The sequence below is a fragment of the Catellatospora sp. KI3 genome (assembly GCF_029948125.1).
Taxonomy (GTDB): Bacteria; Actinomycetota; Actinomycetes; order Mycobacteriales; family Micromonosporaceae; genus Catellatospora.
Map to the genome: position 1 here is coordinate 267,408 of NZ_JASAMB010000006.1, position 22,553 is coordinate 289,960.

Here is a 22,553-nt window from a genome sequence, read left to right on the forward strand (position 1 = left end):
TGGGGGGAGCTTCGATCATGTGTGAGTCATGTGGCATCGTGGGGGCGTGGTGAGCAGTGTTAACGGTCGTACTGCGCGGGGAGCCGGCGTCAGTTTCGACGACCCAGTCCTGGAGGCGACGGTAACCCGGACGCTGGCGCAGGTGGAGGCACGCCTGCGGGAGTCCGTCGAGTCCGCCGACCCCTTCGTGACCGAGGCTGCCCGGCACCTGCTGGACGCGGGCGGCAAGCGGTTCCGCCCGATGCTGGTGTCGGTCTGCGCACACTTCGGCGACCCGGAGGCCCCCGAGCTGATCGACGCCGCGGCGGTGCTGGAGCTGACCCACGTCGCGACGCTCTACCACGACGACGTGATGGACGAGGCCCTGGTCCGCCGGGGCACCCCGAGCGCCAACGCGCGCTGGGGCAACTCGCTGGCCATCCTGGTCGGCGACTTCCTGTTCTCGCGCGCCGCCGAGCTCGCGGCCGGGCTCGGCCCCGAGGCCGTGAAGATCCAGGCGCAGACCTTCGCCGCCCTGGTCCACGGCCAGATCGCCGAGACCGTCGGCCCCCGCGACGCCGACCCGGTCGAGCACCACCTGTACGTGCTGGCGGGCAAGACCGGCTCGCTCATGGCCACCTGCGCCACCTTCGGCGGCATGTTCTCCGGCGCCGCCCCGGCCGTCACCGCCCGCCTCACCGCGTACGCGGAGACGCTCGGGCTGGCGTTCCAGCTCTCCGACGACCTGCTCGACATCGCCAGCGACAGCTCGGACTCGGGCAAGACCCCGGGCACCGACCTGCGCGAGGGCGTGCCCACGCTGCCGGTGCTGTACGCCCTGGCCAGCCAGGACACCGACCCGGCCGCGGTGCGGCTGCGGCAGATCCTGGCCGACGGCCCGGTGACCGACGACGACAGGCACGCCGAGGCGCTGGAGCTGCTGCGCGAGAGCGAGGCGATGCGCCAGGCCCGGCAGACCGTGCGCGGCTACGCCGAGCGGGCCCGGGCCGAACTCTCGGGGCTGCCGGACAACGCCGCCAAGGCGGCGCTGGAGGCGCTCTGCGACGTCGTGGCGGACAGGATCAGTTGACGTCCGTGTCGTGAGTGGATCGACCTAAGTCGCTACCTTTCGGCCCTTCACCTGAGCCCTGCATTTGCATATCGTAGGTGCGGCTGCCTGGAGGTGCTGACGATGCGAGATTCCACAGTCCCGCCATCGGACATGGTCAGCAGCGTCGCCCGAGCGCTGCGGGTGCTCGAAGTGGTGGGCGAGACGCCAGCCGGATTGTCACCGAAACAGATCGCCCGCCGCTGCGACATCACCCCCGCCGCCGCCTATCGGATGCTGCGGACCCTGGCCCATCAGGGCTACGTGATGCGGCGCGGCGACGGCGGCTACACGCTGGGCCTGGCCGTGGCCGACCGGTTCCGGGAGCTCGTGGTCGCCATGCGCGGGCCCGCCGAGGTCGGCACCGTGCTGCGCCGGGCGTCGGCCGACATCGGGTACAGCCACTACCTGGGCAGCTTCGTCGACGGCCGGGTCGCCATCACCGCCATCGCCGAGGGCATCCGCTCCCCGCACGTGGAAGACCTGGTGCCCGGCTTCGACGACGGGGCGCACGCCACGGCCCTGGGCAAGAGCCTGCTCGCCACGCTCGAACCGGCCGCCCGGGAGCGCTACCTCAAGGAGAACGGGATGCGCGCCTTCACCCAGGCGACCATCCGCTCCTCGTCGGCGCTGGACGCCGACATCGCCGCGGGCATGCGGCGCGGCATGCAGGTGGAGATCGGCCAGTTCCGCTCCGGCGTCGCCTGCGCCTCGGTGGCCGTGCAGACCGCGGGCGACCTCTCGCAGCGCTACGTCGTCGCCTGCGCGCTGCCGGCCGTCGACCTGGTGGCACAGGCGCCCGTGATCCGCGAGCGGCTCTACAGCACCGCCAGGGCCCTCTCCGCCGCCCTCAACCCGCCCCTCTCCGCCGCCGCCTGACTTTGGCGCAACTGACGCAAGGAAGGGCCCCTTCTTATCGCTTTGCGATGTAGAAGGGACCCCTCTTACCGGCAGTGCGGTCAGGAGCCGACGGGCTTGCCGTCGAGGCGCCATACGCCGACGATGCCGGGCTTGCTGTAGTCGCCGTCGGGCCAGGTGCTGGCCGGCTTGTCGAACGACGCACCGGTGAGCTCGCCGGGGTGCTGCACCGCGGCGAAGACCGTCTTGTTGTCCGTGGCGATGAACGGGCCGCAGGTCTCGGCGCCGCGCGGCACGGTCAGGAACTGCTTGAGGTGGCCCGCCTCCGGACCGGAGAGGGCGGTGGCGAACAGGCCGTCGTTGCTGAGCAGCCCGTTGCCGTCAGTGGAGATCCACAGGTTGCCCTTGCTGTCGAAGGCGACGTTGTCCGGGCAGGAGATCGGCGAGACCTTGGTCTTGTCGTACCCCATGAAGTAGGTCGACGGGTCGGCCGGGTCGCCGCAGACGATCGGGATCGCCCAGCTGAACGTGGTGCCGGTGTGGTCGCCGCCGTCCTCGGTCAGCTCGAGGATGTGGCCGTGCTTGTTGGCGTTGCGCGGGTTGGCCTCGTCGGCCAGGGCGCCCCGGCCGGTGGTGGTGCCCCGGGCGGTGTTGTTCGTGAGCGCGGCGTAGATCTTGCGGTTGACCGGGTTCGGCTCGACGTCCTCGGGCCGGTCCATCTTCGTCGCGCCGACCGCGTCGGCGGCCTGCCGGGTGAAGACCAGGACCTGCTCCACGGTCCAGCCCGTCACCATCGACCGGCCGTCCTTGACCAGCGGCAGCCAGGTGCCGGTGCCGTTGAAGGCGCCGTCGGTGGGCAGCTTGCCGGTGCCGTCGATCTCGGCCGCGCTGGTGAAGTCGAGCTTGGCCACGTACAGGTCGCCGGACTCCAGCAGGGTCAGGTTCTGCTTGCGGGCCCAGTACGAGTCGCCGTGCGCGATCTTCCGGGTCGAGACGAACTTGTACATGTAGTCGAAGCGCTCGTCGTCGCCCATGTACGCCACCACGTGCCCGCTGTCGGCCACGATGACGTTGGCGCCCTCGTGCTTGAACCGGCCCATGGCGGTGTGCTTGCGCGGGGTCGAGCCCGGGTCGAACGGGTCGATCTCCACGATCCAGCCGAAGCGGTTGACCTCGGTCGGATTCGCGGTCAGGTCGAACCGGGCGTCGACCCGGTCCCACCTGCGCGAGTCGGCGGGGTAGCGGGCGGTCGTCGACACGCCGTAGCGGTTCAGCGCCGGCTTGGCCTCCTCCGGCACGCCGTCGCCGCCGACGAAGTACTGGTTCCAGTTCTCCTCGCCGGACAGGATCGTGCCCCACGGGGTCACCCCGCCGGCGCAGTTGTTGAGCGTGCCGACGACCCGCTTGCCGGTCGGGTCGGCGGCGGTCTTCAGCAGGGCGGAACCGGCGGCCGGACCGGTCACCGCGAACACCGTCTCCAGGGCGGTGATGCGGCGGTTGTACGGGCGGCGGCCGCGGGTGACGACCTGCCACTGACCCGTATGCCCGACGCGCTCCAGCTCGACCACGGACAGGCCGTGCGCCGCGATCGCGGCCCTGACCTGCTCGTCGCTCAGCGCGTCCAGCGTGGTGAACCCCGGGAACATCAGGTTCTCGTTGGTGTACTCGTGGTTGCAGACCAGCAGCGCCCGGTCGTGGCCACGGCCCAGCGGCAGCACCGCCACGAAGTCGTTGTTGTAGCCGAACTGCTTCGACTGGCTCGCGCCGGTCTGGGCGGCCGGGTCGAAGTCCGGCGCGCCGGGCACGACCTCGTCGCCCCAGCGGATGATCACGTTGTGGTCGTACCCGTTCGGGACCACCAGGTTGTCCAGCGTGTTCGGGGGGATCGGCGCGAACGTCAGCGCGGCCGGGCCGCCCGACGCGTGCAGCGAAGCGGCCGAGAAGCCCTCGGCCGCGGCGGACTCGGCCGGACCGGCGAACGCGGGGGCGGCACCGGCCGCGGCACCGGCGGCCACACCGGCCGTCGCACCGGCGAAGCCGAGCGCGATCGCACCGGCCGAACCGGCCTTGAGCACGCCACGGCGGGTCACCTCGGCCTCGACCTGGTCGCCGAAGTACTCGTTGGCGGAGGTGTTGGGGGCGGGGTGGTCGCAGGCGTTGGCGCAGCGGTACAGGCAGGTCATCGAGGAGCGGCTGCCTCCGCTGTGGCCGTCCCCGCCGAGCAGGGGGAGCCGGCGGCGGGATTCGTTCATGAGGGATTGCCTCCAGGCGTGAGGATCGGCACGAGCCTTTCGTCACGCACGGTAGGGACGCCGGATGATCCCACCCCTGACCCGCGATGAACGCGGGGTGAACGTCTCCACCACCCCGCTCCCGCCGCGCCGCGCGCGTCCGCGCCGCGCCCCGCCGGGCCGCAAGATCGCGACACTTTCGGGGAAAGTGCTGGAATCTTGGCGGTGATTCGTGCACTTTCCCCGAAACTGCAGGCTTCCGCCGCGCCGCGCCTCGCCGCGCTACGCGGCGCGGGCGGGGGTGGCGGTGGGGGTCGGGGTGGCGGCCGCGGTCAGGCGGGTGGCGCGGGCGGTGCGCAGCCCGTCCCAGGTGAAGACGGCCAGGGCCAGCCAGACCAGGCCGAAGCCGAACAGGCGTACCGGGGGCATGGGCTCGTGGAAGAGGAAGACGCCCAGGGCCAGCTGGAGGGTGGGGGCGACGTACTGGAGCATGCCGAGGCTGACCAGGGGGAGGCGGTTGGCGGCGCCGGCGAACATCAGCAGCGGCACCGCGGTGAGCACGCCCGCGGCGGCCAGCAGCACGGAGTGGCCGGTGCTGAGGTGGCCGAAGGTGAGCTGGTCGTGGCGGGCGTACCAGATGAGCAGGGCGAGGGCGGGCAGGCTGAGCACGGCCGACTCGACGAACAGGCCGTCGGTGGCGGGCAGGCCCAGGCGCTTCTTGACCAGGCCGTACATGGCGAAGCTGAACGCCAGGATCAGCGCCACCCACGGCGGGTGCCCGTAGTCGACGGTGAGCACCAGCACCGCCACGGTGCCGATGCCGACGGCGGCCCACTGGGCGGCGCGCAGGCGCTCGTGCAGGATCACCACGCCGGCCACGATGACCACCAGCGGGTTGATGAAGTACCCGAGAGAGGTCTCGACGACGCGGTCGATGTTGACGGCCCAGATGTAGGTGGCCCAGTTGACGCCGATGAGCACCCCGGCCAGGGCGATCCCGGCGAGGGTGGCCGGGCGGTGGCGCAGCTGCGCGATGCGGCGCCAGCCGCGTACGGCGGTGAGCAGCAGGACCATGAACAGCACGGACCAGACGACGCGGTGCGCGAGCACCTCGAACGGACCGGTCGGTCGCAGGACCTTGAAGTACGCGGGGAAGAAGCCCCACATGACGTACGCGCCGAGCCCGTACAGGTAGCCGAGGCGAAGCTGACTCACCCTCGAATCGTAAGGGGTGGGTCGGCGAGTGCTACTGACAATGTGATGGCGATCGCTGCCTGAGGTCGGAACCCGGGGTTACCACCCGGATTCCGACCGCAAACGGCGATCATGGCCTGGCGCCGGACAGCGCCGACGGTGCGGCGGAGGTCAGTCCTTGTCGGGGATGAGCAGGTTGAGGGCCCAGCTGACCAGGCCGACGACCAGCGCGCCGAGCAGCGCGGACAGGAAGCCGTCGACGTGGAACGGGACGTCCAGCGCCCCGGCGATGACGCTGGTCAGCCAGAACAGCAGGCCGTTCACGACCAGCGCGATCAGGCCGAGGGTGAACACGTAGAACGCGCAGCCGACCGTCTTGATGACCGGGCGCAGCAGCGCGTTGCACACGCCGAAGATCACGGCGATGGCGACGAACGTACCGATCTTCCCGAGGGTGGTCTCGGCGTTCACCGTGATGCCGTCGATCAGCAGCGTCGCCACCCAGACGGCGGCCGCGCTGGCGGCCAATCGGAGGAGGATGCCCATGGTGCGGCATCGTGCCACGTATCGCCGCGGAAAGCACCCCCGCCCTAGCGGGTGCCGCGCGCCGCCGATCCGATTAGCTGCTGCTCGTACGAGGTCAGCGACAGCGCCGCCCAGCGCACCGAGCGCCGGTGCACCACGCCGATCATCCCGGGCTGCGCCCGGGACAGCCACGCCTCCTGGTCGCGCGACAGCCCCAGCACCGACACCGCGACCGCGGCCTCGGCCGGCTGCAGCGGCTGGAGCAGGGCCAGGTCGGCGCGGCCGAGCACGTCCACGTCCACCGGGGACAGGTCGTCGCGCACCACCAGCGTGCTGTGCCAGGGCGAACCCGGCGTGCGGTCGGCCGAGACCGGGCCGATGTCCACGATCGTCAGCAGTGGCCGCAGCGGGGTGCCCGGTGGCACGGTCACCGGACCGGGGGCCATCACGGTGAGCGGCGCCCCGGCGCCGAGCCCCCGGGAGAACGCCTCCCAGGCCCAGGGCCGGGTCGTCTGCACCAGCACGTAGCCGCCCAGCGCCATGGCGCGCACGGCGACCGTCTGCGCCACCGGCACGCCGCCGATCAGCACGGCCCGGGTCGCCTCCGGGCGGAACAGCCGGAACGAGACCGCCTCGTTGTTCCGGTTCACGCCGATCATGAGCCCGCTGCCGCCGTACGGCGTGACGAGCGCGCCCACGGCGGCGCCGCGCCGGGCGGGGCCGAGGTGGCTGCCGGGCGCGACACCCGACGGGGTGGGGCCGCCCAGCGGCAGCGTGGCCAGGAAGCCGTCGAGCTGCTCGCCGTCCAGGCGGCGGGCCTGCGCGTGGTCGGCGGCCAGCACCTGGCGCAGCGCGCCCGCGGCGTTGCCGAGCGAGGTCTGGTCGGGGGCGGTCAGGCGCACCGACAGCTGGCCGTACACCTGGTCGCCGTGGCCGGTCCAGGGGCCCGCGGTCAGCGACACCGCGACCGTGGTGGCGGGCAGCCGCAGCAGCCGCGGCAGCAGCGCGTGGGCCGGGTCGGCGTGGGTCTGCGGCCAGCGCTCCACGGTGTACACCGTCTGCAGCAGGCCGCCCGCGTACAGCGCCGACCAGCCCTCCTGGACCGCCTGGCCGCTGTCGTGCCCGGCCGTCTCGCCCACCACGCGCAGCGCGGCGACCTCGCCGAGCAGCCGGTTCGGGACGGTGCCCAGCCGGGCGCGGACCTTGCGCACCACACCGGCCAGCGCCCGCTGCAGGTCGTGCTCGGCCCAGCCGTCGGCCCGCTGCACCCGGACGCAGAGCACGGCGCGCTCGTCGGCGAGCAGGCGCCCGCCGGTCAGCTGCCGGTATGACGAGGCGGCCGGGGAGGAGCCGTTGGCGGCGTTGGCGAGCAGCAGCAGCTGGAGCCGCACCGGCGGCGCGTCCGGGGCGGGCGCGGGCAGCAGCGCCGCGGGCGACGGGAGCGGGTGCCACGACCGGGTCGGCAGGACCGCCTGCTCGCCCAGCTCCAGCAGCACCGCCAGCCCTTCGGCGTCGGCGAGCACCGCGCACGGCTGGCCCTCGACGTCGGCGGTGCCCACCCGGCAGCCCGGGTGCACCAGGTCGAGCAGGTCGGCGACGTCGGCACCGGCCTCGATCCGGCGGCGGCGCGAGCGGAAGCGCGCGTAGACCGACAGCCACTGCGACAGCCAGCGGCCGCGCCAGCGGCCCCAGCCGAGCACCACCAGCGCCGCGGCGACCGGCACGGCCAGCGCGATCGCGGCCGCGCCCGCCTGCACCGCACCGACCAGCAGCACCAGTGCTATCTGGACACTGACGATCTGGCCGCCGCTGAGGCCGAGGAAACGCCGCGGTGGCAACGGATACGCCACGGCCGCGGGTTCGGTGGTGCTCGACGTCGGCCCGGTCAGCGTGTCGACTGTCATCGCGGTAACCTCCCATCGGCGCGTACCGCCGCATTCGCCTGGCTCATGTTAGAGCCGCTCGCCGATCTGTGGGGGAGGGCCCATGCCGTCGAGACAGGACCAGCTGCACTCGTACCAGTTCAGCGTGCAGCGCGTGGTCTCGGCTCTGGTCATGCGGGACACCGATCCGGCCCAGTCGCCGTTTCGCCGCGCCGCCAGCAGCACCGTGGCCAGCATCTGCCTCGCCGTGGTCATCGCCGCCGGGTTCGGGGTGTACGGCGTGTTCAGCGAGCGCGGCGACGTCGGCTGGCAGCAGGACGGCACCGTCGTCATCGAGGACGGCACCGGCGCGGTGTACGTGTACCGCAACGAGAAGCTGCACCCCGCGCTGAACCTGGCCTCGGCGCTGCTCGCCTCCGGCCAGTCGCAGCCGACGACCAAGACGGTGTCCCGCAAGTCGCTGGCCGGGATCGCCCGCGGCCTGACCGTCGGCGTGCCCGACCTGCCCGACTCGCTGCCCGACGCCGACGGACTGCTCGGCGCGCCGTGGTCGCTGTGCTCGCTCAGCGGCGAGAAGAAGCCCGTCGCGGCGGTCGCCGTCGGCGACGCGGCGCTGGCGGCCAAGGGCCGCCCGCTGGGCGACGACGCGCTGTTCGTCCAGGCGGCGGGCCAGTTCTACCTGCTCTGGCACGGCCGCCTGTTCAGCACCGACGCGTACGCGGCGCAGACGCTGGGGGGCGGCAGCCCGGCCGTGTCGGTGCCGGTGGCCTTCGTCAACCCGCCCGCCAAGGGCCAGCCGCTGGGCCTGCCGAAGGTCGACGCGCCCGGCGCGGTCTCGGCCGCGCTGCCGAACTACCGCAACGGGCAGGTGCTGAAGATCAAGGACCTCGACGGCGCGGTCAAGCAGTACGCCGTGGTGCTGGACGACGGCCTCGCCCTGATCACCGCAGTGCAGGCGACCCTGCTGGTGGGCGGCTACCACAGCCAGTGGAACATCCCGGCCGAGGAGACGGTCGACAAGAGCCGGCTGTCCGAGCTGGACAAGTCGCCGCGCAACCTCGTGCCCGACCCCAACGACCAGCGGCAGCCGCCCGCCGTGATGCCGACCATCGCGCAGTACGGCAGCGGCGCGCTGTGCGCGGTGTTCCGCGACGAGACCGGCGTGGTCGAGGCCCGCCTCGACGTCCCGGTGAACGTCTCGGGCCGCCCCGCGACCGTGGCCCGCGCCGGCAACGGCTCGCCGTACGCCGACTACGTGCTGGTGCCCTCGGGGCAGGGCGCGATCGTGGCGGCGGGCACCACGCTGAGCCTGGTCACCGACCAGGGGGTGCGGTTCGCCGCGGCGAAGGCGGAGGTGCTCAGCACGCTCGGCTACAGCGGCAAGGGGCCGCTGAAGCTGCCGCCGAAGCTCGTCGACGTGCTGCCGGAGGGTCCGGGCCTCGACCCGCAGACCGCGTCCGCGCAGCTGGCCCTGGGCTGATCCAGCCCGCGCCACGGGCGGTTATCCACAGGTGACATCGATCGGGCTGGCAAGACTGGTCGTCGGACGCTACCGTCACCGAGACAGGCGCACCGCCATCAACGGTCCGCATGGGACGGTGGATGCGCAACTGCACAAAGGGAATGGGGTGACGCAAGACAATGTCGGGGAGTTCGTCTTCCGAGGCCGCCATCATGGCGTCGACCGCGCAGAAGTTCGACCACGCCAACGACGCACTGCAGAGCATGCTCAGCCGACTGCTGAGCGAGCTCGAGGGTCTGCAGACGGCCTGGGTCGGTCGCGCCGGAAACTCGTTCGAGCAGGTCAAGCGGTCCTGGTCGGAGGACCAGAAGGCACTGCACCAGGCGCTGGGCGAGACCTCGCGCGCCATCCGCACCGCCGCACAGGAGTACACCCGCGCCGACGAGGAGCAGGCCAGCAAGGTCGCCTCCAAGCAGTCCGGCGGCATCAACCTGAACCTCTGATGGCAGACCACAAGGGGGAGGAGCTGACATGAGCGACAGACTCGTCGTTGATTTCCAGGCGCTGCACGCGGCCAGTGAGCACATCCAGAAGGCCATCAACAGCCTCGACTCGCACCTCGACCAGCTGGAGAGCGACGCGAAGCCGCTGATCTCCACCTGGAGCGGCTCGGCGCAGTCGGCCTACCACGAGCGCCAGCACAAGTGGCGCAGCGCCGCCAACGACCTCTCGGCGATGCTGCGCGACATCAAGGGCGCCGTCGACGAGGCCGCGGTGCAGTTCAAGGACGCCGAGGACCGCAACACCCGGCTGTTCCTGCCGCACTGACCCACCGCACGGATCCGCACGCCCGGACCCTGGGTGCCTCCCGGCACCTCGGGGATCCGGGCGTTCGCCTTTCCGGGAGCGGGCCGCGACCGGGCACACGCTGCGACCGGGCGCACGCCGTGACCGGGCGCACGCCGCGCTTCGTCGCGTCATGGCCGGCCGCGCCGCGCGCGGCCATGATCGGCTGCAGTTTCGGGGAAACTGCACGAATCATGGGCCCGATTCCGACACTTTCCCTGAAACTGCAGCCACGGCCGGAGGGCGGGCGCGGCTGCGGCCATGCCCGGGGGCTGCGGCCATGCCCGGGGCTGCGGTTACGCCTGGTGGGGTGGGGAGGTCGGGCGGGGTCAGTCGGGGGCGCCCGCTGGGCGCCAGCGGCGGCGGATGCCCTTGGGCAGGGCCAGGGCCAGGCCGAGCACGAGCACGGCGAGTCCGATGCCGATGGCAGCCAGCCACAGCGACCGCTCCTGCCGCCGGTCGGCAGCGGCGGCGGCCGCCTCGGCGGCCGGGTCGATCTTCGGCGGCACCAGCGCGGCCGGGGTCGTCCGGATGCCGTCGTCGAGCACGTCGGTCACCGCGCGGACCGGGTTGACGACGCCCGCGCCGTACTCTTCGCTGCCCAGGCCGCCCGGGGCCGGATCGGCGGTGGCGAGCAGGCGGCGTACCACCTGTTCGCGGTTCAGGTGCGGGAACCACTGGCGCACCAGCGCGGCGGTGCCCGCCACCATCGGGGCGGCGTAGCTGGTGCCGCTGAGGTTCGCCAGCTGCCCGCCGCCGGGCCAGGCGCCGGTGACGTTCTCGCCGGGGGCGACGATGTCCACGTAGGACCCGGTCTGCGACTGGGCCTGCCGCTGGCCGTCGGCGCTGATCGCGCCGACGCCGAGCACGCCGGGCCAGGCGGCCGGGTAGGGCGTCTTGTTGCCCGAGTTCTTGCCGTTGCCCGCCGCGGCGACGACGACGACGTCGTGGGCGAGCGCGTAGTCGACCGCCGCGCGGATCTCCGGCAGGCCGTCGGGCCCCGTACCCGTGTAGCTGAGCGACAGGTTCATCACCCGGGCGCCGTGGTCGACCGCCCAGCGGATCGCCCGCGCCATGTCCGGGTCCAGCGCGATCCGGGCCCGGTCCTGCTCCGGCTTGTCCTGGCCGCCGACCTGCTCGCTGACCCGGATGGGCAGGATCTCGGCGCCGGGCGCGATGCCCCGGAACTCGCCGGGAGCCACGGCACGGGCCGCGATGATGCTGGCGACCCCGGTGCCGTGGCCGAGGCAGTCGTGGCGGCCGTCGGTGCCGGGCTTCTCCAGCACGTCGTATCCGGCCAGCACCCGGCCGGCCAGCTGCGGGTGGTCGCCCGCGACGCCCGAGTCGACGACCGCCACGATCACGTCGTGGCCGTCGGCGCCCGGGGGCAGGCGGCTGAGGTCCCAGAGCTGCTGCGGCCAGGGCTTGGCGGTGACCTGCGCGGCGGGCTTCGGCTCGCCGCTGGGGCACGGCGCGGCCAGGGCGGGGGCTGTCGTCAATCCGACGAGCGACGCCGTGCAGGCCAGAGTGGCCGCTGCGGCGGCGGACAGGGTGCGGCTGAGATGCAAGGTCGTGCTCCCGGCGGACCAAGGGGTGAAGGGGACGCGAGCGTTCTCAGCCGCCGATGGTACTGGAGCGGGCCGACCTAGACTGCTGGTTGCGGCGCGCCTACTCGGCGCAAGGTAAGTTGTGTGACGTACTCTCCCGGCGGCAGGAGGTGAGCGCGTGATGGGTTGGCAACCGGCCAACGACATTGAGATCGCGCTGCTCGAGGCGTTGCACGCCGGCGATCAGGAGCAGTATTTCCGGGTGCTGAGCCGCTGCGAGCTGATCCTGCCGGTGGCGGAGGAGAACCGTCCGGGCGGTGCCCCGGGCTGGGGCACCTGGGTGGCCGAGGGCCGCACCCACGTCCTGTCGTTCACCTCGGCGTCCTCGATGCGGACCTGCCTGGCCGAGCATGCCGGCGCCGCCCGGCGGGTCCCGTTCCAGGAGCTGGCCGCCGCTTGGCCGAACCATGAGTGGTGGCTGGCGGTCAACCCGGGCCTGCCGATCGAGGGCTACCTGCCCGCCTGGTTCGTGACCCAGATGGTGCGCGGCGACGTGCGCATCGCCGGGGCGCCCGCCGAGGCGCGCGGGCGGCTGGAGCGGCTGGAGGCGCTGGAGCGGGCCAAGGCCGCCCGCTCGGCCGCGCCGCCGCCGCAGCGCCCCGCGCACCCGCCGGCGCCGGTCGGCGATCCGACCATCGTCGACGCGGAAGTGATCGAAGTCTCAGATCATCCGCCGGCGCTGCCGGCCCGCCGCAACTACGAGCCGCCGCCGCTGCCCGCGGCGCCGCCACCGGCGCTGCCGCCGTACACGCCGGTCGCGCCCGCGCCGCTGCCGCCGAGCATGCCCGCACCGGCACCGCTGCCGCCGGCCGTGCCCGCACCGGCACCGCTGCCGCCCGTCGTGCCCGCGCCCGCGCCGCTGCCGCCGGTGGTGCCCGCGCCGGCACCCCTGCCGCCGGTCGTGCCCGCACCGCTGCCGCCGACCGCGGACATGTGGACCACGACGCAGCCCATCGTCGTGCCGTCGACGCCCGCGCCGCTGCCCGATGCGGCACCGCCGGTCGTGCCGCCGCCGGGCGACCCCGACCAGGGTGGGGGCCGGTACGGGCAGGCGCCGCGCCGCGAGGTCCCCGCCGGGTCGCCACGGCACGTGCTGCCCAGCGACGAGCCCGACTTCATTCCGGCCAACAGCGTCGAGGCGCAGCTGCTCGACGCGGCCGAGGCGGGCAACACCGACGCCTTCCTGTCCACGCTGCTGCTGGCCACGGTGCTGGTGCCGACCGCCGGGCCGGGCAGCCCGCTGCCCGGCGAGGAGGGCTTCGCCTGGCAGCCCACCGACATCGACGGCGAGCCGCACATCGTCAGCTTCACCTCGGCGCAGTGCATGCCCGCCCCGGGCGACGTGGTGCCGGTCCGCTTCATCAAGCTGATCAAGACCTGGCCGGACCCTGCCTGGTCGTGCGCGGTCAACCCGGGCACGGCGATCGGCGCCTCACTCCCCGGCGACCAGCTGCTCGAACTGGCGCGCTGGGCGGCCGAGATGGGGCTGGGCGGCGAGGAGCGCGAGCCGGTCATGCCCGCGCCGACCGCGGGCACGGCGCCGCCTCCGGCCAAGCGCGACGAGGTCACCGAGATGCAGAAGGTGATCGCGGCCAGCCAGGTCGGCTACTACCTCGAGCGCGGCTACGACCGGGTGTCCGGGTTCGTGCACCGGGCGCGCGAGGTCGGCCACCTGCGCGGCCCGCAGGCACTGCGCGGTGCGCTGGGGCTGACCTGGGTCGGATCGCCGTTCCAGGCCGAGGACACCGAGATCTTCGTGCTGCGCTGGCCGGCGTACCGGCCGAGCCTGTACCGGATTCCGTACGGCGGGCAGCACGAGGCCGCGATGCGGGCGATGGAGGGCTGGGTCATCGAGCGGGCCCCGTTCCGCGGCAACGGCTTCGCGCCCGGGGACAGCACCGAGATCATCGCCGAGTTCAAGGTGGACAGCATCCGCCTGCCCCACGGCGCGCGCCTGCTGCGCGTGGACGCCGAGGGCAAGGAGGAGATGGTCGCCGTGCTGGACAGCGACGGCCCCCGCTGGCTGCGGACCGACGGAGGCGAGTGATGCGCGACGGCTTCATCGCGTCGTACCTGGGCCGGGAGTACGAGGCCAGCCCCGACGGCGACAGTGTGCGCCTCTACCGCCCCGAGGGCGCCGACGGCTTCGAGGAGGTCCGCCCCGGCCGCTTCGTCCGGGTCGTGCCCGTCGCCGAGGTGGACGAACTGGCGTACGTGCGCACCGTGTGCAACTGGCGCGGGCAGCCGTTCGTGGTGCTCGCCGAGCACGACGGCTGGCTGCGCGTGGAGTACACCGGGGGGCGGGCGCCGGTCGCGGCCGAGCTGGGCCTGGAGGAGTTCGACTACGGGGTCTACCAGGGCTGGGCCCCGCGCGCCGAGGTCACCGAACTGCGCGAGACCCGGGCCTGACCGCGGGCCCCGCGCCCGGGTGAGAGCTACTTCGCCCAGCGGATGATCTCACCGGCGACCAGGTCGGGCCGCTCCACGTGCAGGAAGTGCCCCGCGTCGTCGATCAGGTGCCACTCGTAGTCGGCCAGCACGTACCGGCCTGAGCCCTGCGCGGTGGCGGTGAGCGTGATCGGGTCCAGCGCACCCTGCAGCTGCAGCGTCGGGGTGATGATCGGCTGCCGCACCGCCCGGATGAACCGGTAGCCGTGCAGGCGCAGCGTCGACCGGAACGCCCACCGGTAGGCCTCCATCGCGCAGAAGGCGGCCTGCGGGATGCGCATCGCCTCCCGGCAGCGCGCCTCGTACTCCCGGTAGGCCTCGGTCTGGCGGAAGGTCGGGCCGGTCCACGCGCGCATCAGGTCGCCCGCGAGCTCGGCGCCGCCTCGGGTCAGCACGTGCTCGTAGCGGGGCAGCTGGAACCGCAGCAGGGCCCGCCCGGCCCGGCGCTGGGCGGCGTCGGCCACCAGCGCGGTACGCAGCCGCAGCGGATGCGCGGAGCCCAGCACGACCAGGCGGTTGACCAGCTTCGGGTGCAGGGCCGCCGCCGACCAGGCGATCAGGCCGCCCGCCCCGGCGCCGACGACCGTGGCGCTGCGCTCGCCCAGGGCGCGGATCAGGCCCACCACGTCCGCGGCGAGCGTGAAGCCGTCGTACCCGCGCGGGGGTTTGTCGGTGGCGCCGTAGCCGCGCAGGTCGACCGCGACCGCGCGGAAGCCCGCGTCGGCCAGCAGCGGCAGCTGCTCATGCCAGGCCCACCAGAACTCGGGGAAGCCGTGCAGCAGCACCACCAGCGGTCCGGTGCCCAGTTCGGCGACGTGGAAGCGGCTGCCGTTGGCGCTGACGAAGCGGTGCGTCCACGGACCCTCGGTCAGCACGCACGCCTCGTCCACCGGGCCGTGCGGGCCTCGGTCACTCATGCCGAAACCACGCTTCGCGTGTTTTCGGCATGAGGCACTTTCGCACCGTGCCCCACGATTCGCTCGCTCATAGGTGCAGGCTAGCGTGCCCGTGCGCGGACCTGTCTGCGCAGCAGGGCTGCCGCCAGCAGCGACGCGATCAAGGACCCGACCAGCACCGCTTCCTTGATCAGGATTTGCTGCGCGCCGACCGGGAAGGCCAGCTCGGCGATGAGCAGGCTCACCGTGAAGCCGCAGCCGGTGACGACAGCCACCGCCAGCAGGTCGCGCCAGGTCAGCCCCTCGGGCAGCTGCGCGAGGCGGGACTTCACCGCGACCAGCGCGCCGCCGAGCACGCCGACGGTCTTGCCGACCACCAGGCCGACCAGCACGCCGAGCGCGGCCCGGTCCGTGAACAACGCGGCCAGCGTGCTCATGCTCACGGCGATGCCCGCCGAGAAGAAGGCGAACAGCGGCACGCAGATGCCCGCCGAGATCGGCTGCAGCGTGTGCTCCAGCTGCTCGGCCGGAGCCTCGTGCTCGCCCTCGTCGGGCCTGACCCGGGTGAGCAGGCCGACCGCGACGCCCGCGATGGTGGCGTGCACGCCCGAGGCGTGCACCAGCGCCCAGGCGGCCACGGCCAGCGGCAGGTACAGCCACCAGCCGCGCACCCGGAACTGCTGGAGCAGGAAGTACACCAGCAGCACCGCGGCCGCGCCGAGCAGCGGGAGGAACGCCACGTGGGCGGTGAACAGGATCGCGATCAGCAGGATCGCGCCGAGGTCGTCCACGATCGCCAGCGAGAGCAGGAAGACGCGCAGGCCGGGGGGCAGGTCGCGGGCGCAGATGGCGAGTACCGCCAGGGCGAAGGCGATGTCGGTGGCGACCGGGACGGCCCAGGCGTCGGTGCCGCCGGGTGCGCCGTACGCGATGAAAAAGCAGGTCAGCGCCGGTATCAGCATGCCGCCGACCGCCCCGGCGATGGGCAGCGCCGCCTGGCGCGGGTCGCGCAGCTCGCCCACGACCAGCTCGCGTTTCAGCTCCAGCCCGGCGACCACGAAGAAGACGGTGAGCAGGCCGTCCTGCGCCCACGCGGCCACCGACAGGTTCAGGTGCAGCGACTCGGGCCCGAACGTGTAGTCGCTGAGCCGCTGGTAGGCCCCGGCCAGTGGCGAGTTGGCCACGATCAGGGCGAGCGCGGTCGCGCCCAGCAGCACCAGGCCGCCGATCTGCTCGGTACGCAGGAACCGGACGACCTCGGCGGCGGCGGAGCGGGCCGCCTGGGCCCGGCGCCGCTTGATCCGCTTCATCCGCGGGCTCGGCGCGGGCCTGGTCCGGCTGTCTCCCATGATTCGGATCCTACGTTTCGGACCAGGGGTTTTCGGGCACCTGGCCCAACTGGCAGCGGCCGCCATATCCCCTGGCGTGCCCCGGCCGGGGTGCGGCAGAGTTCCGGACATGACCACCCCCCTGCGCGTCGTGGACGTGAGCGGCACCCCCGAGCAGCTGGGCGAGGCGTACGGCGCCGCCGCCGCAGACCTCATCCAGGCCAACGTCGCGACCTACCTCACCCGTTTCGCCCGCTCGGCCGGGCTGGACCGGCAGACCGTCCTCGCCCGGGGCGCGGCCTTCCGCGACACCACCCGGGAGCTGGCGCCCCGGCTGGCCCGGATGCTCGACGCGACGGCGGGCGGCGCCGGGCTGGCGCCGGAGCTGATCTACGCGATCAACGCCCGGTCGGAGCTGCTCTACGGCGACCCGTCCTGCGGGTCGCCCGGCGGCGCGGAGGCGGGCGAGTGCACCAGCGTCGGGGTGCTGGACTCGCGTACCGCAGACGGCCACACGGTGCTCGCCCAGAACTGGGACTGGCACCCCGAGCACCGCGACACGAACCTGCTGCTGGTCACCCGGGACGAGCGCGGGCACGTGGTGGCCGCGCTGACCGAGGCGGGCATGCTGGCCAAGGCGGGGCTGAACAGCGCCGGGGTGGGTGTCTGCGTCAACCTGCTGGGCTGCGACCGGGACGGGCGGCCCGGTGGATTGCCGTACCACGTGCTGCTGCGCTCGGTGCTGGAAGCCGACTCGCTGTCCTGGGCCATCCGCAACGCCGTCCGCGCGCCCCGGTCGGCATCCATCAACCTCCTGATCGGACAGCCTGGTCCGGCGGGCGGCGAAATCATCGACCTGGAGCTCGCGCCCGGTGACGCCGGTTGGCTGCACCCGGTGGACGGCCTGCTGGTGCACGCCAACCACTTCGAGACGTCACTACCCGTATACGACACCATCAAGGACTGGGGCGGATCGTCGCTGTTCCGCTCGGCCCGCGCGCGGCGGCTGCTGGCGGCCGCCGGGGACCGGCTGCGGCGCGAGGACGTCCTGACGGTGCTGCGCGACCACCACAGTCACCCGGTGTCACTTTGCCGCCATATCGATCCTCGGGACGCGGATGCCGACCGATCCGAGACGATTTGGACCGTTTTCATGGACCTGGATGCCCGATCTATCCAGCTCATACCCGGGCCGCCCTGTATCGGTGGGGAAGGTACGACATTCACCGTCCAAGCGCGACTGTGAAAAATCTGGGAACGTTCCAACTGATGACAGCGACGGTCAGTTATGCAAGGCTGCTTTCACAATCGACGACGCGGCCCTGCCGATAACCCTGCCGTGCCCGTGCCTCGTCGTCACCGTCAAAGGGAGGGAGGACCCTTTGCGAATCCGCAAAATTGGCAGCGCAGTCGGGATCACCGCTGCTCTGGTCGCGGCCAGCCTCGCGGGTGCCCCCGCGAGCGGCGCGCCGAAGCCGGTAGTCCCGCAGGAGCCGTCGCTCGCGCACCGAGACGACAACCTGCCCAACCCCCTGGCCGAGTCCAAGTCCGAGCTGACCAAGCAGGCTATCGCTGCCGTCGTCTCGGGTAAGGCGAAGGCCGTCGAGCGCAACGGCTCGCAGGTCGTCCGCCTGGGCGGCCGCTGGGCAGAGCTGAAGAAGAAGGCCGACAAGGTCGACCCGATCTTCGTGGTGCTGTCGCAGTTCAGCGACACCCCGCACCCCGTCGTCGGCGGAGCCCCCGGCCCCCAGAAGAACGAGATCCCGCAGCCCGACCGGGCGGTGGACAACTCGACCTACTGGGAGTCGGACTTCAACCAGGCCCACTTCGACAAGCTGTACAACGGCGACACCGAGTCGGTGGCCGACTTCTACTACCAGCAGTCGGGCGCCAAGTACACGACCAAGGCCGCGGTCTCCGACTGGGTCCAGGTCCCGTACAACGAGGCTCGCTACGGCAGCAACAACTACGCCGACAGCAGCACGTACTGGCCGTTCATCAAGGACTCCGCGAACGCCTGGTACAACGCGCAGATCGCCGCCGGCAAGAGCCCGGCCGAGATCGCGGACTACCTCAAGCAGTTCGACATCTACGACCGGTACGACGCCGACGGCGACGGCAACTTCAACGAGCCGGACGGCTACATCGACCACTTCCAGGCTGTGCACGCTGGAGAGGGCGAAGAGGCCGGCGGCGGCGCGCAGGGCGCCGACGCGATCTGGTCGCACCGCTGGTACGCGTACTCCAACGGCGCCGGCACGACCGGTCCGGCGGGGGCGCTGCTGGGCGGTACCCAGATCGGCACCTCGGGCATCTGGATCGGTGACTACACCATCCAGCCCGAGAACGGCGGCCTGGGCGTGTTCGCGCACGAGTTCGGCCACGACCTCGGTCTGCCGGACCTGTACGACACCGCCGGCGGTGACAACAGCACCTCGTTCTGGACGCTGATGTCGGGCGGTTCCTGGATGAGCCACAGCGCCACGAACATCGGCACCTCGCCGGTGTACATGGGGCCGTGGGAGAAGCTCTTCCTGGGCTGGCTGGACTACACCGTCGTGGAGAACGGCACGACCAAGATGGTCTCGCTGGGCTCCGCCGCCACCCCGAAGGGCCTGCCGCAGGCGGTTCTCGTGCCGCTGCCGACGCAGACCCTGACCACCGAGTGGAACACCCCGTTCTCGGGCTCCTACGAGTGGTGGGGCGGGTCGGCCGACGGCCTGAGCAACACCCTGACGCGCACCGTCGACCTGACCGGTGCCACCACGGCGACGCTCAGCGCGAAGGTCCAGTACGACATCGAGACGGACTACGACTACCTCTACGGTGAGGTCAGCACCAACGGTGGGGCCAGCTGGACCCAGCTTGGTCAGCTGGACGGCAGCTCCAACGGCGCGTGGGAGGATCTCTCCTACGATCTGTCGGCCTACGCCGGCCAGGTGTTCACGTTCCGTTTCCGGTACGCCACCGACGGCGGCGTGCACTACTCGGGTCCGTTCCTGGACAACATCGCCCTCACCACCGACGGCGCCGGCGGTTTCTCCGACGACGTCGAGGCCGGTGTGGGCGGCTGGACCGCGAGCGGGTTCACCCGCTTCGGCGGCACCAGCACCCGCCAGGCGGAGCACTTCTACCTCGCGGAGTACCGGTCCTACACCGGTTACGACAAGAACCTGAAGACGGGTCCGTACAACTTCGTCGGCGGCTCGCGCCCCGACTGGGTCGAGAAGTTCGCGTTCCAGGACGGTCTGCTGGTGTGGTACGTGAACTACGCGTACGACGACAACAACACCTCGGCGGAGGGCCAGGAAGGCCACGGCCAGGTGCTGCCGGTCGACGCCCGTCCCGCGCCGCTGACGTTCTCGGACGGCAGCCTGCTGGGCAACCGTCGTCAGCCGTTCGACGCGACCTTCGGTCTGCAGAAGACGGACGCGGTCACGTTCCACCGCAACGACATGGTTCTGAACGTGCCGTCGAAGCCGGGCATCCCGACCTTCGACGACTCGGACCCGAACCGCTACTGGTCGGCCGCGAACCCGCTCAACTCGGTCAAGGTCGCCGGTGACGGCGTCAAGATCTCGATGTGGCTCGAGGTCCCCGGCACCCTGCCGGTGGTCCTGCTCCAGGTCAAGAACTGACGACCTGAACCACCAGCACCAAAGAGGAGCTCGCCCGTGAGGGCGGGCTCCTCTTCTCATCCCCGACGGCGGCCGACGGCCGCCGTTTCCGTCCCTGAGAAAGAGGCATCCATGTCAAGACCTGCCCCAGCGCTCCGAGCGGTGGCGCTGGCCGCGGCCACGACAGTCGCCAGCGTGGCCTGCCTGCCCTTCGGGCAGCACCTCGTACCGGCGGCGCCGGGCTCCGACGACTACCACCTGCCGATCACGGCAGGCGAGATCGTGCTGCCGGTCGTACTGGCGCTGCTCTGCCTCGCCGGTGGCTGGTGGTTCGGGTCGCGTGGCGGGGTGCTGTGGACGGCAGGGGCGATCAGCCTGCCCGCAGTGGTGGTGTACTCGGTGTCCTGGGCCTCCGCCGAGTCGATCGGCGCCAACATGTGGATCATCGGCACGGTGGTGTCCGTGCCGGTGCTCCTGCTCGGTTCGGGTGTGCTGGCACTGGCCGGCCTGTGGCTGCGTCGCCTGGCAGACCGCCGCAAGGCCGCGTGACCCCGTGCACGCGGCGTGGGCGGCACCCGGTCCGGGTGCCGCCCACGCTACGAGCCGATCGGTCAGTCCTCGTTCGAGGAGCCGGAGTTCATACCGGCGGCGATCAGGTTCATGACCGCCGAGTCCTGCAGGGTGGTGACGTCGCCCAGCGACCGCTTCTCGGCCACGTCGCGCAGCAGCCGTCGCATGATCTTGCCGGAGCGGGTCTTCGGCAGCTCCGTGACCAGCATGATCTGGCGCGGCTTGCAGATCGGGCCCAGCGTCTTGGAGACGTGCTCACGCAGCTCCGCCACGCCGACCTCGGCCCCGCCGCGCAGGATCACGAACGCGACGATCGCCTGGCCGGTGGTCGGGTCGGTGGCGCCGACGACCGCGGCCTCGGCCACCGCCGGGTGCGCCACCAGGGCCGACTCGACCTCGGTGGTGGAGATGTTGTGGCCCGACACGAGCATCACGTCGTCGACCCGGCCGAGCAGCCAGATCGCGCCGTCCTCGTCGCGCTTGGCGCCGTCGCCGGCGAAGTAGAAGCCCTGCTCGGCGAAGCGCGACCAGTACGTCTCGATGAACCGCTTGTCGTCGCCCCAGATGGTGCGCAGCATCGACGGCCAAGGACCGGTCAGCGCCAGGTATCCGCCGCCGCCGTTGCCGACGATCGAGCCGTCGTCGGCCACCACCTCGGCCTTGATGCCGGGCAGCGGGCCCATCGCCGAACCGGGCTTGCAGCTGGTCACGCCGGGCAGCGGCGAGATCATGATGGCGCCGGTCTCGGTCTGCCACCAGGTGTCCACGATCGGGCAGCGGTTGCCGCCGATGTGCTCCCGGTACCACATCCAGGCCTCGGGGTTGATCGGCTCGCCGACCGAGCCGAGCAGCCGCAGCGAGCTGAGGTCGAACTGGGCCGGGATGTCGTCGCCCCACTTGGCGAAGGTGCGGATCGCGGTCGGGGCGGTGTAGAGGATCGTGACGCGGTACTTCTCGACGATCTCCCAGAACCGGCCGCGGTGCGGGGTGTCGGGGGTGCCCTCGTACATGACCTGGGTGGCGCCGTTGGAGAGCGGGCCGTACACGATGTAGCTGTGGCCGGTGACCCAGCCGATGTCGGCGGTGCACCAGTAGACGTCGGTCTCCGGCTTCAGGTCGAACACCGCGTGGTGGGTGTACGACGCCTGGGTCAGGTACCCGCCGGTGGTGTGCAGGATGCCCTTCGGGCGGGCGGTGGTGCCCGACGTGTACAGGATGAACAGCGGGTGCTCGGCGTCGAAGGCCTGCGCCTCGTGCTCGGCCGACGCGGTGCCCACGGCGTCGTGCCACCACACGTCGCGGCTGTCGTCCCACGCCACGTCCTGCCCGGTACGCCGCACGACCAGCACCTTCTCGACGGTCGGGCACTCGGCCACCGACTCGTCGACGGTCGGCTTGAGCGCGCTGGGCGCCCCCCGGCGGTAGCCGCCGTCGGCCGTGATGACGACCTTGGCGCTCGCGTCCTGGATGCGTCCGGCCAGCGCGTCCTTGCTGAACCCGCCGAACACGACGGAGTGGGTGGCACCGACGCGGGCGCAGGCGAGCATCGCCACGGCGGCCTCGGGGATCATCGGCAGGTAGATGGCCACCCGGTCGCCCGCGGTCACGCCCAGCGAGGTCAGCGCGTTCGCGGCCCGGCACACCTCGGCGTGCAGGTCGGCGTAGGTGATGGTGCGGGTGTCGCCCGGCTCGCCCTCCCAGTGGATGGCGACGCGGTCGCCCAGGCCGTTGGCCAGGTGCCGGTCCAGGCAGTTGTACGCGATGTTGAGCTTGCCGCCGACGAACCACTTCGCGAACGGCGGGTTCGACCAGTCCAGCACCTGGTCCCACGGCTGGGCCCAGTCGAGCCGCCGGGCCTGGGTCTCCCAGAAGGCGAGCCGGTCGGCGTCGGCCGCCGCGTACGCCTCAGCGGTGACGTTGGCCTGCGCCGCGAGTTCCGCCGGCGGGTCGAACCGCCGCGACTCGTGCAGCAGATTCTCCAGGGTCTCGCTCACTGCCGCG

At 72.2% G+C, this 22,553-nt stretch carries 18 protein-coding genes; 10 read left to right on the top strand and 8 right to left on the bottom strand.

Annotation, left to right across the window (positions count from 1 at the left end; all coding sequences use genetic code 11):
* The first annotated feature begins 28 nt into the window (after nucleotides 1-28).
* On the top strand, nucleotides 29-1,069 hold the full coding sequence (locus QEZ54_RS13090; protein ID WP_281304821.1) for a polyprenyl synthetase family protein: 1,041 nt from the start codon (nucleotides 29-31) through the stop codon (nucleotides 1,067-1,069).
* Between the two features lie 102 nt (nucleotides 1,070-1,171).
* Nucleotides 1,172-1,966: a helix-turn-helix domain-containing protein gene (locus QEZ54_RS13095; protein ID WP_281304822.1), complete on the top strand. Its 795-nt coding sequence runs from the start codon at nucleotides 1,172-1,174 to the stop codon at nucleotides 1,964-1,966.
* Between the two features lie 80 nt (nucleotides 1,967-2,046).
* Here QEZ54_RS13095 and QEZ54_RS13100 read toward each other — a convergent pair whose 3' ends face one another.
* From QEZ54_RS13100 to QEZ54_RS13115, 4 genes are all read right to left on the bottom strand, one after another.
* Nucleotides 2,047-4,197 (bottom strand): PhoX family phosphatase, encoded by a 2,151-nt coding sequence (locus tag QEZ54_RS13100; protein WP_281304823.1) that lies wholly within the window; start codon nucleotides 4,195-4,197, stop codon nucleotides 2,047-2,049.
* Nucleotides 4,198-4,458: 261 nt separating this feature from the next.
* Nucleotides 4,459-5,391, bottom strand: a complete 933-nt coding sequence (gene rarD, locus QEZ54_RS13105) for an EamA family transporter RarD (protein WP_281304824.1) — start codon at nucleotides 5,389-5,391, stop codon at nucleotides 4,459-4,461.
* Between the two features lie 150 nt (nucleotides 5,392-5,541).
* A complete protein-coding gene (locus QEZ54_RS13110; RefSeq protein WP_281304825.1) occupies nucleotides 5,542-5,916 on the bottom strand; it encodes a phage holin family protein in 375 nt (124 codons plus the stop codon).
* Nucleotides 5,917-5,960: 44 nt separating this feature from the next.
* Complete coding sequence (locus QEZ54_RS13115; RefSeq protein WP_281304826.1) at nucleotides 5,961-7,799, bottom strand: type VII secretion protein EccE; 1,839 nt, start codon at nucleotides 7,797-7,799, stop codon at nucleotides 5,961-5,963.
* Nucleotides 7,800-7,881: 82 nt separating this feature from the next.
* On the opposite strand from QEZ54_RS13115, the gene eccB reads away from it, so the two are divergent.
* From eccB to QEZ54_RS13130, 3 genes are all read left to right on the top strand, one after another.
* A complete protein-coding gene (eccB, locus tag QEZ54_RS13120; RefSeq protein WP_281304827.1) occupies nucleotides 7,882-9,258 on the top strand; it encodes a type VII secretion protein EccB in 1,377 nt (458 codons plus the stop codon).
* A 194-nt stretch (nucleotides 9,259-9,452) separates the two neighbouring features.
* A complete protein-coding gene (locus QEZ54_RS13125; RefSeq protein ID WP_281304828.1) occupies nucleotides 9,453-9,743 on the top strand; it encodes a WXG100 family type VII secretion target in 291 nt (96 codons plus the stop codon).
* A gap of 28 nt (nucleotides 9,744-9,771) precedes the next feature.
* Nucleotides 9,772-10,068, top strand: a complete 297-nt coding sequence (locus QEZ54_RS13130; RefSeq protein ID WP_281304829.1) for a WXG100 family type VII secretion target — start codon at nucleotides 9,772-9,774, stop codon at nucleotides 10,066-10,068.
* A gap of 347 nt (nucleotides 10,069-10,415) precedes the next feature.
* Here QEZ54_RS13130 and mycP read toward each other — a convergent pair whose 3' ends face one another.
* Entirely contained in the window at nucleotides 10,416-11,654 is a 1,239-nt protein-coding gene (gene mycP, locus QEZ54_RS13135) for a type VII secretion-associated serine protease mycosin (protein WP_281304830.1), read from the bottom strand.
* Nucleotides 11,655-11,811: 157 nt separating this feature from the next.
* On the opposite strand from mycP, the gene QEZ54_RS13140 reads away from it, so the two are divergent.
* Nucleotides 11,812-13,740, top strand: coding sequence for an SseB family protein (locus tag QEZ54_RS13140; RefSeq protein WP_281304831.1), 1,929 nt, complete (start codon nucleotides 11,812-11,814; stop codon nucleotides 13,738-13,740).
* Nucleotides 13,737-14,102 (top strand): hypothetical protein, encoded by a 366-nt coding sequence (locus QEZ54_RS13145; RefSeq protein ID WP_281304832.1) that lies wholly within the window; start codon nucleotides 13,737-13,739, stop codon nucleotides 14,100-14,102. Before QEZ54_RS13140 ends, QEZ54_RS13145 begins: the two co-directional genes overlap by 4 nt.
* 26 nt (nucleotides 14,103-14,128) lie before the next feature.
* Here the strand turns inward: QEZ54_RS13145 and QEZ54_RS13150 are convergent, their stop codons facing one another.
* Together QEZ54_RS13150 and nhaA are read right to left on the bottom strand one after the other, a co-directional pair.
* A complete protein-coding gene (locus tag QEZ54_RS13150; RefSeq protein WP_281304833.1) occupies nucleotides 14,129-15,058 on the bottom strand; it encodes an alpha/beta hydrolase in 930 nt (309 codons plus the stop codon).
* A gap of 80 nt (nucleotides 15,059-15,138) precedes the next feature.
* On the bottom strand, nucleotides 15,139-16,386 hold the full coding sequence (gene nhaA / locus QEZ54_RS13155; protein WP_281304834.1) for a Na+/H+ antiporter NhaA: 1,248 nt from the start codon (nucleotides 16,384-16,386) through the stop codon (nucleotides 15,139-15,141).
* A 109-nt stretch (nucleotides 16,387-16,495) separates the two neighbouring features.
* Here nhaA and QEZ54_RS13160 point away from each other — a divergent pair, with 109 nt between their 5' ends.
* From QEZ54_RS13160 to QEZ54_RS13170, 3 genes are all read left to right on the top strand, one after another.
* Nucleotides 16,496-17,611 (top strand): C45 family peptidase, encoded by a 1,116-nt coding sequence (locus QEZ54_RS13160; protein WP_281304835.1) that lies wholly within the window; start codon nucleotides 16,496-16,498, stop codon nucleotides 17,609-17,611.
* A gap of 136 nt (nucleotides 17,612-17,747) precedes the next feature.
* A complete protein-coding gene (locus QEZ54_RS13165) occupies nucleotides 17,748-20,003 on the top strand; it encodes an immune inhibitor A domain-containing protein (RefSeq protein ID WP_281304836.1) in 2,256 nt (751 codons plus the stop codon).
* Between the two features lie 111 nt (nucleotides 20,004-20,114).
* Complete coding sequence (locus QEZ54_RS13170) at nucleotides 20,115-20,531, top strand: hypothetical protein (RefSeq protein ID WP_281304837.1); 417 nt, start codon at nucleotides 20,115-20,117, stop codon at nucleotides 20,529-20,531.
* A gap of 62 nt (nucleotides 20,532-20,593) precedes the next feature.
* On the opposite strand, the gene acs is transcribed toward QEZ54_RS13170, so the two are convergent.
* Entirely contained in the window at nucleotides 20,594-22,546 is a 1,953-nt protein-coding gene (acs, locus tag QEZ54_RS13175) for an acetate--CoA ligase (RefSeq protein ID WP_281304838.1), read from the bottom strand.
* Between the last annotated feature and the right edge of the window lie 7 nt (nucleotides 22,547-22,553).

What these genes read in the sequence shown, in the direction of transcription:
- QEZ54_RS13090 (WP_281304821.1), top strand. Translation starts at nt 29, where the DNA reads ATGTGGCATCGTGGGGGCGTGGTGAGCAGTGTTAACGGTCGTACTGCG.
- QEZ54_RS13095 (WP_281304822.1), top strand. Translation starts at nt 1,172, where the DNA reads ATGCGAGATTCCACAGTCCCGCCATCGGACATGGTCAGCAGCGTCGCC.
- QEZ54_RS13100 (WP_281304823.1), bottom strand. Translation starts at nt 4,197, where the DNA reads ATGAACGAATCCCGCCGCCGGCTCCCCCTGCTCGGCGGGGACGGCCAC.
- QEZ54_RS13110 (WP_281304825.1), bottom strand. Translation starts at nt 5,916, where the DNA reads ATGGGCATCCTCCTCCGATTGGCCGCCAGCGCGGCCGCCGTCTGGGTG.
- QEZ54_RS13115 (WP_281304826.1), bottom strand. Translation starts at nt 7,799, where the DNA reads ATGACAGTCGACACGCTGACCGGGCCGACGTCGAGCACCACCGAACCC.
- eccB (WP_281304827.1), top strand. Translation starts at nt 7,882, where the DNA reads ATGCCGTCGAGACAGGACCAGCTGCACTCGTACCAGTTCAGCGTGCAG.
- QEZ54_RS13125 (WP_281304828.1), top strand. Translation starts at nt 9,453, where the DNA reads ATGGCGTCGACCGCGCAGAAGTTCGACCACGCCAACGACGCACTGCAG.
- QEZ54_RS13130 (WP_281304829.1), top strand. Translation starts at nt 9,772, where the DNA reads ATGAGCGACAGACTCGTCGTTGATTTCCAGGCGCTGCACGCGGCCAGT.
- QEZ54_RS13150 (WP_281304833.1), bottom strand. Translation starts at nt 15,058, where the DNA reads ATGAGTGACCGAGGCCCGCACGGCCCGGTGGACGAGGCGTGCGTGCTG.
- nhaA (WP_281304834.1), bottom strand. Translation starts at nt 16,386, where the DNA reads ATGGGAGACAGCCGGACCAGGCCCGCGCCGAGCCCGCGGATGAAGCGG.
- QEZ54_RS13160 (WP_281304835.1), top strand. Translation starts at nt 16,496, where the DNA reads ATGACCACCCCCCTGCGCGTCGTGGACGTGAGCGGCACCCCCGAGCAG.
- QEZ54_RS13170 (WP_281304837.1), top strand. Translation starts at nt 20,115, where the DNA reads ATGTCAAGACCTGCCCCAGCGCTCCGAGCGGTGGCGCTGGCCGCGGCC.